Annotated in this window: 11 protein-coding genes and 1 other RNA gene; 10 read left to right on the top strand and 2 right to left on the bottom strand. The window is 36.1% G+C overall.

Annotated elements, in window-relative coordinates:
• Positions 1 to 213: 213 nt before the first annotated feature.
• The 5 genes from AC6F8J_RS10090 to AC6F8J_RS10070 all read left to right on the top strand — a co-directional run bounded on the left by AC6F8J_RS10090 (position 214) and on the right by AC6F8J_RS10070 (position 4,736).
• Positions 214 to 1,581, top strand: a complete 1,368-nt coding sequence (locus AC6F8J_RS10090) for a PhoH family protein (RefSeq protein ID WP_500723077.1) — start codon at positions 214 to 216, stop codon at positions 1,579 to 1,581.
• Between the two features lie 172 nt (positions 1,582 to 1,753).
• Entirely contained in the window at positions 1,754 to 2,446 is a 693-nt protein-coding gene (locus AC6F8J_RS10085) for a 5'-methylthioadenosine/adenosylhomocysteine nucleosidase (protein WP_500723079.1), read from the top strand.
• Positions 2,446 to 2,634: a hypothetical protein gene (locus AC6F8J_RS10080; protein WP_500723076.1), complete on the top strand. Its 189-nt coding sequence runs from the start codon at positions 2,446 to 2,448 to the stop codon at positions 2,632 to 2,634. The genes AC6F8J_RS10085 and AC6F8J_RS10080 overlap by 1 nt, the downstream gene beginning before the upstream one ends.
• 107 nt (positions 2,635 to 2,741) lie before the next feature.
• Positions 2,742 to 3,977, top strand: a complete 1,236-nt coding sequence (locus tag AC6F8J_RS10075) for a putative DNA modification/repair radical SAM protein (RefSeq protein WP_500723074.1) — start codon at positions 2,742 to 2,744, stop codon at positions 3,975 to 3,977.
• A 9-nt stretch (positions 3,978 to 3,986) separates the two neighbouring features.
• A complete protein-coding gene (locus tag AC6F8J_RS10070) occupies positions 3,987 to 4,736 on the top strand; it encodes a TIGR03915 family putative DNA repair protein (RefSeq protein ID WP_500723073.1) in 750 nt (249 codons plus the stop codon).
• 235 nt (positions 4,737 to 4,971) lie between these two features.
• Here the strand turns inward: AC6F8J_RS10070 and AC6F8J_RS10065 are convergent, their stop codons facing one another.
• On the bottom strand, positions 4,972 to 6,591 hold the full coding sequence (locus AC6F8J_RS10065) for a helix-turn-helix domain-containing protein (RefSeq protein WP_500723071.1): 1,620 nt from the start codon (positions 6,589 to 6,591) through the stop codon (positions 4,972 to 4,974).
• A gap of 351 nt (positions 6,592 to 6,942) precedes the next feature.
• Between AC6F8J_RS10065 and tadA the strand changes: the two genes are divergently transcribed.
• Entirely contained in the window at positions 6,943 to 7,431 is a 489-nt protein-coding gene (gene tadA / locus AC6F8J_RS10060; RefSeq protein ID WP_500723069.1) for a tRNA adenosine(34) deaminase TadA, read from the top strand.
• A gap of 112 nt (positions 7,432 to 7,543) precedes the next feature.
• An RNA gene (ffs, locus tag AC6F8J_RS10055) (signal recognition particle sRNA large type) lies at positions 7,544 to 7,805 on the top strand.
• 104 nt (positions 7,806 to 7,909) lie between these two features.
• Here ffs and AC6F8J_RS10050 read toward each other — a convergent pair.
• Positions 7,910 to 9,154, bottom strand: a complete 1,245-nt coding sequence (locus tag AC6F8J_RS10050; protein WP_500723068.1) for an HDOD domain-containing protein — start codon at positions 9,152 to 9,154, stop codon at positions 7,910 to 7,912.
• Positions 9,155 to 9,328: 174 nt separating this feature from the next.
• Here AC6F8J_RS10050 and dnaX point away from each other — a divergent pair, with 174 nt between their 5' ends.
• From dnaX to recR, 3 genes are read left to right on the top strand one after another with little or no spacing between them, the layout of a single operon-like run.
• On the top strand, positions 9,329 to 10,930 hold the full coding sequence (gene dnaX / locus AC6F8J_RS10045; RefSeq protein ID WP_500723066.1) for a DNA polymerase III subunit gamma/tau: 1,602 nt from the start codon (positions 9,329 to 9,331) through the stop codon (positions 10,928 to 10,930).
• A 12-nt stretch (positions 10,931 to 10,942) separates the two neighbouring features.
• Positions 10,943 to 11,293, top strand: coding sequence for a YbaB/EbfC family nucleoid-associated protein (locus AC6F8J_RS10040; protein WP_275843490.1), 351 nt, complete (start codon positions 10,943 to 10,945; stop codon positions 11,291 to 11,293).
• A 23-nt stretch (positions 11,294 to 11,316) separates the two neighbouring features.
• On the top strand, positions 11,317 to 11,916 hold the full coding sequence (gene recR, locus AC6F8J_RS10035; protein ID WP_500723064.1) for a recombination mediator RecR: 600 nt from the start codon (positions 11,317 to 11,319) through the stop codon (positions 11,914 to 11,916).
• Positions 11,917 to 12,195: the final 279 nt, after the last annotated feature.

The raw sequence follows: 12,195 nt of genomic DNA, 5'->3' as shown, positions 1-12,195 counted from the left end.
GTTAAGGTGTCAAAACTATATAGTTGAACTTTTGCATACAATATATAGTTATGAATGCATCAACGTAATCTATATATTGTATGTGAATTTAGTGAAACTTAGTTTTGACCCTTTAACCCTTATATGTATTTTAATGAAAGTTCGACTATATAGTTTTGAATCATTAATCATTACTATATATGACTTGCAATATAATTCTAGGAGGCGGATGTTATGGTAAAGAATTACGTTATTGACACCAATGTTATGATACACGATCCTAAATTCATGTATAAGTTTTCAGACAACAATGTCATTATTCCCATTTTATGTATTGAAGAATTAGACAACTTAAAAAAGAGAGATGGTTTGGTGGGATTTAATGCCAGACATGTCGCTAAAGAATTACAGATGTTGATGAATAAAGGTAATATATCAGAAGGTATTCCACTGGAAAATGGTGGTATGATAAAAGTAGAACAGAATTATTTGGACACAGATGTACTACCAAACGGCGTCGATTATAGTAAAAATGATTCGAAAATTATTGCAGTGGTAAAGAATCTACAAAAAGCCAATCAAAACATCAAAACAATTCTAGTAACAAAAGATGTTTACATGCATATAAAGGCCAGCTCATTAGGCATTGAAGTACAAGACTTTGAAAATGATAAGATTGACAATGACAAGATTTACTCAGGTTATATAGATGTAGAGTGGCCATCAGAAACGATCGATGCCATATATGGAGGCGGTTTTGTACCGGAAGATTCTGTAAAAGAACAGTATTATCCGAATCAATTTCTGCATATTAGAAGCAATAACCGTTCAGGCCATGAGGTTATTGCTCGATTTGACGGACAAAAGATTGTACCCCTAAAATACGTTAATGAAACAGCGTGGGGCTTAAGCCCAATTAATAGAGAACAGAAGATGGCTTTTGAATTACTTATGAATCCAGATATACATTTTGTTACAATTACAGGTGGTGCAGGATCCGGTAAGACTATATTATCTACAGCAGCGGCACTTCAGAATGTTATTGAATCAAATCGATATAGAAAAATAGTTTTCGTAAGACCGGTTGTACCGGCAGGAGAAGATATTGGCTACTTACCAGGTACAGAGGTTGAAAAGCTTAAACCTTGGATGGGTAGCTTCTATGATGCGATTGAGAATCTAACGGACTTAAAGGACTTGAATAAAGATAGCCAAAAAGAACAACGTTTTAACAACCAGAAGCCATTGTTTACTGTAGATGATTTTATTGATCAGTATAGGCAAAGAAGTATTATAGAAACAAAAACCTTCACTTATATGCGAGGCAGAACTTTTACCAATTCGTTTATCATTGTTGACGAGGCACAAGAAATGACACCCCATCTAGCTAAATTAATGCTAACGAGAGCAGGCCATAATTCTAAGTTCATTTTATTAGGAGATCCAAGCGATAACCAGATTGACAATCATTATGTAGATGCCAGATCAAATGGGTTGATTTATACCGTTGAAAAGATGAAGCCTTTCGGAATAACAGGCCACGTCACTCTGAAAAGGGTTGAACGTAGCCCTCTAGCAGAAATAGCAGAACGAAATATGTAACCAACTTACAATATATATGTGAGATAATAATTACAAGATACTAAATAAAGCTGCCGGTTGGTAGCTTTGTTTAATATACAATCATCATATAGTAACTTCAGAAAATATGTTATAATAATAAAATAGGGCGTATAAAGTTAATTCATGAAATAAAGGAGGATTATTAATGGAAATTATCGGCATTATTGGAGCTATGGAAGAAGAAGTATTAACTCTAAAAGAAAAAATGGATTTGAAAGAAGTGCGTTCCATAGCATCTCTAGAATTCTACGTTGGTTTAATAAGTGGTGCATCGGTCGTTATTGTAAAAGGCGGTATTGGTAAAGTAAATTCCGCGGTTTGCACGCAGATTCTAATAGATTGTTTTCATGTGGATGCCATAATTAATACAGGTGTTGCAGGAGCTCTTAGTGACGTTCTAGAGATTGGTGATGTGGTCATATCAAGTGACACAATCCAGCATGATATGGATGCAACCGGTTTTGGATATGCTTTAGGAGAAGTCCCAAGAATGGGTTGTATTTCATACAAAGCAGATCAGCATTTGATTAAGATTGCAAAGAATGCGACGGATGTTTTAAGTTCTGCAACAAATGTATATGTTGAGCGGATCGTAAGTGGCGATCAGTTCATTTCAGATATCAAGAAAAAGATATGGTTATTGGATAAGTTTGATGCTTATTGTACGGAAATGGAAGGGGGAGCTGTGGCACAAGCCTCCTATTTAAACAAGATTCCTTTTGTTATCATTCGGTCTATTTCAGATAAGGCAGACGACTCTGCAGAAATGAACTTTAATGAATTTACACAACTTGCTGCTTCCAATTCTTGTAAGATTATAATAAAAATGCTGGAGTTGATTTGATGCCATCAAGAAAAGGCAATATGCTAAAATGGATAAAAAAAACCATTAAATGTGTTAAGCGCTTAAAAGTTACAAAAAAGATTGTAAAAATCCTAATCAAGGTTATCAATATTGGATTATCTGGTTATGAAGTATATCAGAAGTTTTTTGAAAAACAGATAAAACAAAGAAAGACATCTCAAATATGAGGTGTCTTTCTTTATTTTATCTGTGATAAAGGGAACATATGTTTGCTAACGGTTGATTTATTTGTTATAATGAACTATAGGAAGACGATTCATAAGGTGGTGGCTTTGTGTTAGAAAACAATATTATGGAAAGACTGGGTATACTGGCTGAATCAGCAAAATTCGATGTCTCATGTTCATCAAGTGGTGTTGAGAAGAAGAATACAGGCTCTATGGGTAACGCGGCGGCTTGTGGCATCTGCCATACGTGGTCAGCTGATGGGCGATGTGTTTCCCTTTTAAAAACCTTAATGAGCAACGATTGTGTTTATGACTGTGCCTATTGTATTAATCGTAGTAGTAATGATATCATAAGAACCAGTTTTACACCTGAAGAAATAGCATATATTACGATGGCTTTCTATCGTAGAAACTATATTGAAGGGTTATTCCTTAGTTCGGCAATAGAAATCAATCCTAATCATACCATGGAAAAAATCCTTAAAGTTTTGACACTGCTTCGTACAGAACATAGATTTTCAGGCTACATACATGTTAAAGTAATACCCGGAGCGGATCAGATGTTAATCTATCAACTAGGTCTATTAGCGGATAGAATGAGCGTTAATATTGAATTGCCTAGTGAATCCAGTTTAAAGCTACTAGCACCACAAAAACAACCAAAGAAGATTTTTCTTCCCATGGCACAGATTAAAGAAAGCATTGGAAGATCAATGGAAGAAAAACGTCGTTATTTATCAGCACCTAGCTTTGTACCGGCAGGTCAATCCACTCAGATGATAGTCGGTGCAACTCAGGATACAGATAGAAGTATTCTACTGACATCAGAAAAATTATATAAGACTTTCAATATGAAGCGTGTTTATTATTCAGCTTATATGCCGGTGAATAAAGACAAGAATTTACCGGACATTATGACAGCACCCCCATTAATTAGAGAACATAGGCTTTATCAAGCGGATTGGTTACTCAGATTCTATAGATTTTCTGCAGAGGAGATCTTAACAGAAAAAGAAAGTAATTTTGATTTGGACTATGATCCCAAATTCCATTGGGCACTAAATAACATACACTTATTTCCCATGGAGATTAACAAGGTGAGTTATTCGGAACTACTAAGAATACCAGGTATAGGACCAACTTCTGCAAGTAGGATTGTTAAGCAACGGCAGCTGATAAAAGTGGATTTCGAAGATTTACAAAAAATGGGTGTGGTTGCAAAACGGGCTAGATATTTTATTACGTGTAATGGCAAATTCTTTGGAATAAAAAGCTTTGATATATCATCCATTAAAAGCGCCATTAATCCTGTTCCTAAACACACCCAGCTTTCATTGTTTTGAGGTATAATTATGGTCTATTTATATGATGGCCAGTTTGATGGATTTCTGACCTGTATTTATCATCACTACTATGAGGAAAAAGTAGAAGGTATTTATGAAGAAAGAATCTATCAGCCAAAGCTTTTAGAAACAACAAGGTATATAAAGACGGATCCTAATCAATCGACTAAGGTGCACCAAGCCATGTTGAATCAGTTCTCTGAATATATGTATTTCAACATCTATCATACGTTCTTATCTAATGTTTATGATAAAGATACTATGTTACTAAATTGCATGGAAATTGCATTTAAACATGGTTTGGCCACAGATAGAATGCGTTCTGTAGATGCCATTTATCAGGTCCTTAAGATTGGAAGACAAGTGGGTTTTGAGAAGCATAGATTTATGGGATTGCTTAGATTTTCAGATTTGGGGCATTATCTATATGCCCAGTTTGAACCGGACCATAATATCATCAGTTTGCTTGGAGAACACTTTTCAGATCGTTTTAAAGAAGAAAAGTTTATCATCCATGATGTTAAAAGAGCTTTAGCTATAGTAGGGCAAAAAGGCCAATGGCTAATGACAGACTTTAATCATATTATTGAGGATGGTTTGCTAGAAGAAGAGATTTTTTTTAGAAAATTGTGGCAAACTTATTTTGACAAGATTGCTATTGAAGATCGAATTAATCTTAAGTTACAAGAGAACTTTGTTCCGAAGAAATACCGTAAGCATTTACTAGAATTTGGAACGAACATAAACAGCTCAAGATAGAGTGTTTGAAAGATTTTGACAAAAAACAAGCACCTAGACTTTCGTCGGGTGCTTATAAAGGATGAGGGGGAGAGTATTTAATATGTAAGAGGTAACTAATTCTTACACTCTTATAATAACGGATTAATGTGTATGTAGTATGTAAAAAATGTGAATCTTTTGTGAACTATAAAATTATTTTATTAATTATGGTTAAGGCGTCAAAACAATAAGACTGAACCAATAGCTTTTGCGACTAAATATGGTGTATAATTCGATCTTTTCCATCATATCTATAGGTGGCAGGTGTCATATAAAAATGCTGTTTGAAAATGGCTACGAAGTATTCAGGATTGGTAAAACCAATTTTTTCTGATATGGAAGCGATGGACTCCGATGTGTTTTTAAGTAATTCTTTTGATACGTTCAAGCGTATGCTCATACAGAAATCATAGAAGGTTTGTTTTTCTTGATTCATAATAATCTGTTCAAGGTGATAAGGGGTAGTTTTTAGGAATTGAGCCGCTCGTCGTAGTGAGATTTTATTTGCATAATAGGTGTGGACATATCTATAAAGCGCATCTAGAAGCTGCCCGTCAGAGGTCAGTATGACTTTTTTTTGATAGGCACATATCTTTGAAAGTGCATCTTTTAAATAGAGATGGGCTTGATTAAGATTATCGATGGTATTAATTTCACCAAGGCGAATATAGGATTTGAAAAAATCCTCTATTGAAAGACCATTTTCCATGGCAGTACGATTAATGTTGACGAGGAGGTCAATAATCATAATCTGATAATAGTGTTTTGGGAGTTGATTATCTACTTTGAGGGCATCAAAAATAAAATCCAAATATTCCAAAGAAGCCTCTAGATGACCATTGACCGTTGCATAAATCATCAACTGCTCTTTATCTCGTGGATAAAAATAAGCGATATCGCCTTTTCCGGGGATGTAATTAACATGGATAATAGAAGCCTGACCTAAATAATAACTGTTCCTTAAAGCAGCTCGTGCTTGATGGTAAGAAACGCTGATGAACATAGGTTGGTGATAGGTTTTGCCAAGCCCTATGGTCACTCTTATTTTTTGCATAGAGGACAGAAGCTCTTGTAGATTATAAGCATGATTGAATAAATCATCTTCACCCATTTCGATTGTAAAAACAAAGGAGAGTTCATCATATCGATTAATGAAAACAAAGCCAAGTTGCTTGTCCTCAACATAATTGGCGACTACGTTTAGAGCATTGAAGATTAGAAACTGTCTTTCTTCTTCATCTAAGGCAAGTTGATAGGTTCTATAATGGTCAATTTTGATAACACCCACAGTAAAGCTATTATTATAAGGAATACTGAAGTAATTCATCTGATTGTAAATGGTTAAGTCGCTATCCATATGTCCGTGGAGAAGGTTGATGAGAAATCTGTCTCTAAAAACATTTAGATGACCTTCATAGGAAGCACGGACTATTTTTAAAGCGTCACTTTTTTGGATGGCCTCATCAACAAAATGGCTCATATGAATGATACTTTTAACCACGTCATTACGACGAATGGGCTTAAAAAGAAAGTCCATCCTCCCGTGAGCCATAATATCCTTTGAACTGTTAAAACGGTTATAATCGGTAAATAGAATCATATGCATATTCGGATATTTCTCGCTGTTATCTATAAAAAGTTGAAGACCGGTTTTTTTGGGTAATAAATCATCGGCTATAATTATATGCACTTCAGTTTTCTCAAGTAGGCTCTCCGCTTGTTCAGCACTAGTAACTTCGCCAATAATCTCAAACTCTTGTTTAGATTCTTGAAGAAATAGCTTGATTTTTTCATGATTTGATTTTTGCTGATCAACAATCATTATATTATACATAAGCCCACCTCCTTGTTTACATTATATCGGCATTTTCAAACAATATCTATAACCAAGGTTAAGGCTATAAAACTATATAGTTGAACTATCACGTATAATGAATAGTTGCGAAAGTATCAACGCAATCTATGAATTATAGGAGAATTTAGTGAAACTTAGTTTTGAAGCCTTAACCAAGGTTAAGGCTATAAAACTACATAGTTGGACTATCACGTATAATGAATACTTGCGAAAGTATCAACGCAATCTATGAATTATAGGAGGATTTAGTAAAACTTAGTTTTGAAGCCTTAACCAACCATGTTACAATAATAGAAAAGAAGCAATGATAATTAGAAAGTAGTGTGTTAAATGGAAAAGTGGATGGAAGAAGCCATCAAAGAAGGTAGAAAAGCAGCAAAAATTATGGAAGTTCCTATAGGAGCTATTATTGTATTTGAAGAACAAATTATTGGAAGAGGGTATAATCAACGTAATTCAAAAAAATCCACTTTGGCCCATGCAGAATTAATGGCCATAGAAGAAGCCAGTAAAGTCATTGGCGATTGGCGTCTTGAAGGTTGTACCATGTATGTAACAGTGGAACCCTGTCCCATGTGTGCCGGAGCAATTGTGCAAGCACGATTGGAGGAAGTGGTTATCGGTGCAATGAATCCAAAAGCCGGATGTGCTGGATCTATCTATAATCTACTTGACGATTCTAGGTTCAATCATCAAGTGAGTGTGGTAACAGGTGTATGTCAAGAGGCTTGTGCTACTATGATGTCCGAGTTTTTTAAAATGCTTCGTGAAGAGAAAAAAACAGATAAAACCAGCGTTCAAACAATGGAAGAAATCTGAGAGAAATTATCCTGCTACAGGTTGACAGAAAGTTGAAAAACCGATATACTGATTTAGCGTTTAGAAATAACATAGGACTTGATAAATGTTGTATAATGAAGCCGAAAAGTTTCCGTGCAGCTGGGGAGTTAGCGGTGTCCTGTACCTGCAATCCGCTATAGCAGGAGTGATATCAATCCGAGGGTTGAAGAATGTGGGGCTGCCCTTAAAAAGTGACGATGAAGATCTGGTCTTACGCAATGAGAATCTGTGAACCGTGTCAGATCTTGACGGAAGCAGCACTAAGCAGAATTTCTTGTGTGCCGTAAGGGTGCCGGGTTTGAGTAAACTAGTAAGGTAACGCCTGTGTTTGAGATTCGAAGTGCGATGCACGGAATTTAATAATAATATAAAAGACTCGGCGCTTTTAAGCTCCGAGCCTTTTTCTTCTTCTTATTTGTAGGTTAAAGCTAAGACTCCATTTCATCATATTATGCTACTATATCAGTACCGTAGGCTCTCCGCTAGGATAAATGTGGTTATATAAATCGTCAGCCCATTGTATAGACTTTGCATAAATCTGAGGTAGAGCGTCTAGATGAATGCCTGCTTTTTCTGCATATCTGTAAGCGATATTGAAGTCACCTTTTTCATAACCAAGGACCAATCGATAGATTGGCGTATAGATTGTATCCTTACCAAACAAAGTGGTTTTTAGTTCCCTTTCTATTGGAAGGGGTCCAACGGCATCCATCATATTCTTGTCCAGTAATACATCCAGAACAGAAAGCAAACCAATTAGTTTCAAAGAGTCTGTATTTAACTTTGATTTACTGATATGACCGATTTCTTCCATCATTTTCATACGCACCATGGATAGCTTTATAATCTCCGGTGTTTGCTCACCCAGTAAAGAATCCAAAAGTGCAATATTAAGCCAATTCTTAAAAGATTGAACACCAACCATGGCAAGAGCATGCTGGACGGATTGAATCTTATTCATAAAATAATGGCTTGAATTAACCAATCTAAGTAGTTTGATGGTCAGATTAATATCTTCTTCTATCCGCTTAGAGATTTCCTTAATATTGGGTTCACTTTCATTAGACAACTTTAAGATTTCAACATTATTTAGATTGGAGTGTTGTAGTATTTTGCCTTTTGTTAAGGTTGGTTTACAGAAATAATATCCTTGAAAAAGTTCAAAACCCATCCTTTTAAGCGTTTCATAGCTATCATGGCTCTCTATATTTTTTGCCAAAAGTATTTGAGTCGTCATTTGGAAACGCTTAACAATACGTTTAAGGCTACTGGCAGTGTTTGTGGTAAGGTCCACTTGGATAATATCGACCAACTCTAGAAGGTTAATATGTGGATAATTATCTAAATAGCCGGCTAATGAAATAAGATAACCATCATTCTTAAATTCACTAATCTTATCCAAGAAAATGGGATCTGGGACGATAGCCGAGGAAATCTGAATAATTGTAGTACTTTTGTTTAAGAGTAGAGGACTATCTTTAAGAACCAGTTCTCGATCAAAGTTGATGAAGGCAATATGGCCGCCCATTAAAGTATCCATGCCAATGTCGAGGTAGCTGTTAAGCAATAGACGAGATGTGGCCTCGTCATACTCACTGTCTACTTTTTCAGGAGAGTTTAAACTGCTTCTATAGATAATCTCATACCCAATCACAACTTGATTCCGATCAAATATGGGTTGTCTTGCTAAATAAAAATTCATAGAATCACCACCTTATAAATGTTATTATACCAAAAAGATTTGGATGTGTAAGTATTTTTTAACCATATATGGGTTTGAAGCTTTTACGGTGGAAGGACCTTCAAGAGAATCTAAACTTGTGGTAAAATGATAAAAGAGTATAATTGACATAGAAACAGATGGGAAGTGACTCAAATGGCTTATACGGCCTTGTATAGAAAATGGCGTCCAAGAACATTCAAAGACTTAGTGGGACAAGATCATATTGTAAAAACACTGACAAATCAAATCATGTCACAGCGGGTGACGCATGCCTATTTGTTATGTGGGACCAGAGGAACGGGCAAAACATCTACAGCCAAGATATTTGCTCAGGCCATCAACTGCGAAGCGCCAATTGAAGGCAACCCATGTCATAGGTGCCCTTCTTGTGTGGATATTGAGGAAAAGGGAAGTATGAATATCATAGAGATTGATGCAGCATCTAATAATGGTGTTGATAATATTAGAGATATTCGAGATGAAGTAAAGTATACACCTACACTTGGGAAATATAAAGTCTATATTATTGACGAGGTTCATATGCTATCAACAGGTGCCTTCAATGCGCTGTTAAAAACATTAGAAGAGCCACCTAAGCATGTTATCTTCATTCTGGCTACAACTGAACCTCATAAAATACCGTCAACAGTACTATCAAGATGTCAGCGCTATGATTTTAAAAGAATCACCATAGAAATAATTACCGGCGCACTAAAAACTTATATGGTACAAGAAAACATAGCAATAGAGGAAAAAGCCATAAATTATATTGCCAAAGTGGCCAATGGTTCCATGCGTGACGCACTTAGTATCCTAGATCAGTGTATTGCATTTTATATTGGAGAAGATGTGACCCTTGAGAAAGTATTGGATGTTCTGGGGGCTGTGGACCATGAAGTTTTTGCACAATTAACAGATGCCCTACTTGATCGAAATGCAAAAGTCTGTATGGATATCGTGGAGAAAATCACCATGCAAGGTAGGGATATTTTACAATTTATACTAGATACAGTTAACCATCTTAGGAATCTATTGGTGGTCAAAAGTGTGGATGAACCGGATGAAATATTGGATATGACCATGGATCAGATTCTCCTACTAAAATCTCAGAGCGTACGTTTTAAAGATGAGACCATCTTATATTATATAAAGCAACTGTCTAATCTTGAAAACAAAATCAAGTACATGTCAGGTGAGAGGATTCTTTTGGAAGTAGAGTTACTTAAATTGTGTAATCCAGATATGGATGATTCAAACGAAGGGTTAAGACATCGATTAACCAATCTTGAAGAAACAGTAAAAAATGGTATTATGGTTCATGAAGTCATACCGGAAAAAAAATCTTCGAAAGTAGCACTTAAAAAATCACAGCAAAAAGTCATCGATATTAATGCTGTACCAGAAGATATAAAACAGGTTATTCACAATTGGATGGGTGTGGTGGAACATACACATACCGTAACCAAAGCCTTTTTAAAAAATGCATTTCCAATCAATTTAGAAGATGACGTGGTCTATATCGTATGCGACAGTGAAATTGGAAAAAATCACTTGTCACAAGAAGAAAATATGGGTAAAATAGACCATGTGCTTAAACAGATGTTTGACAAAAAATTCAACATCAAGGTGATAGACCAAGAAGACTATAACCAAATAACCCAGAGACAGATGAGCAAAGATGAAAGCTTAAAAGATGCTAAGAACGTATATGAGCAAATAAAATCAAAGATAAACTTTGACATTGAGATTAGATAAGGAGGCAATAGTATGGCAAAGCGTGGAGGATTTCCTGGTGCAGGTGCACCTGGTAACATGAACAACCTTATGAAGCAGGCACAAAAAATGCAGAAACAAATGGCAGAGATGCAAGAAAATCTAGATAAACAACTGTTTGAAGCAACAGCTGGTGGCGGTGTGGTCAAAGCAGAAGTTAATGGAAAAAAAGAGTTAACCAAAGTTACCATAGATCCAGAAGCAGTTGACCCAGATGATGTTGAAATGTTAGAGGACTTAGTTGTTGCAGCGGTTAATGAAGCAATTCGAAAAGCCGAAGAAGCGGTAAGCAGCCAAATGTCCCAAATGACAGGTGGTATGAACTTGCCAGGTGGGTTGTTCTAACAAGCAATCGAAGGATGGTAGAAATGGATTATTTTGGTAATCATGTAGGAAGACTCATTGACGAATTGTCAAAGCTTCCGGGAATCGGTAACAAAACAGCCCAAAGATTGGCTTTTCATATCATAGGCATGCCAGAAGCCTCCGCAGAAAACCTAGCGAAGGCGATTGTTCATGCTAAGCGACATATTAAGTTCTGTAGTAAATGTTTTACTCTAACAGACGATACATTATGTCCAATATGTAAAAGCACTAATCGAGATCAAGAAACCATTATGGTAGTGGAGGCATCAAGAGACATGGCTGCTTATGAAAAGACCAGACAATACAAGGGTCTTTATCATGTGCTCCATGGTGCCATATCCCCTTTGCTAAATGTGGGACCAAATGACATCAAAGTACGAGAATTATTATTACGTCTTGAACCGGAAAATACCCAGGAGGTCATATTGGCCACCAACTCATCCGTTGAAGGTGAGGCGACGGCCGTATACCTGAGCAAGTTAATCAAACCTTCCGGTATTAAAGTAACGCGCATAGCCAATGGTGTCCCTGTTGGTGGTGACCTAGAGTACGTTGATGAGATTACCCTCTCAAGAGCTTTAGAAGGAAGGGTGCTGTTGTAATTATAGTCATTAAATCTTAGTTTTGACCCTTTAACCAATCTTGTAGTTTAATAAAAACAATTGAAATTATGAATTATTGAGAAAAGAGCAAAAAACTTTCTTAAAAGAAGGTTTTTGCTCTTTTCTCAATAAAATAACTATGCGCCGTTTTGCATGGCAAAATAAGCAATGATGAGGATGAAGGTTAGAACTGCTAATATCACACCGGTAATTTTCCAAGGACTTTTGGGGAAATCACCATGCACCAAGCCCGTTTGGCCATTGACCATAAAATGATAC

The sequence above is a fragment of the Petrocella sp. genome (assembly GCF_059865615.1).
The sequence above is the reverse complement of the archived record's forward strand: the minus strand, read 5'-3'. Positions and strand labels throughout refer to the sequence as shown.

Bases quoted from the DNA above. Each gene is read 5' to 3' on its own strand.
- AC6F8J_RS10090 (WP_500723077.1), top strand. From the start codon at position 214: ATGGTAAAGAATTACGTTATTGACACCAATGTTATGATACACGATCCT.
- AC6F8J_RS10080 (WP_500723076.1), top strand. From the start codon at position 2,446: ATGCCATCAAGAAAAGGCAATATGCTAAAATGGATAAAAAAAACCATT.
- AC6F8J_RS10070 (WP_500723073.1), top strand. From the start codon at position 3,987: ATGGTCTATTTATATGATGGCCAGTTTGATGGATTTCTGACCTGTATT.
- AC6F8J_RS10065 (WP_500723071.1), bottom strand. From the start codon at position 6,591: ATGTATAATATAATGATTGTTGATCAGCAAAAATCAAATCATGAAAAA.
- tadA (WP_500723069.1), top strand. From the start codon at position 6,943: ATGGAAAAGTGGATGGAAGAAGCCATCAAAGAAGGTAGAAAAGCAGCA.
- AC6F8J_RS10050 (WP_500723068.1), bottom strand. From the start codon at position 9,154: ATGAATTTTTATTTAGCAAGACAACCCATATTTGATCGGAATCAAGTT.
- dnaX (WP_500723066.1), top strand. From the start codon at position 9,329: ATGGCTTATACGGCCTTGTATAGAAAATGGCGTCCAAGAACATTCAAA.
- AC6F8J_RS10040 (WP_275843490.1), top strand. From the start codon at position 10,943: ATGGCAAAGCGTGGAGGATTTCCTGGTGCAGGTGCACCTGGTAACATG.
- recR (WP_500723064.1), top strand. From the start codon at position 11,317: ATGGATTATTTTGGTAATCATGTAGGAAGACTCATTGACGAATTGTCA.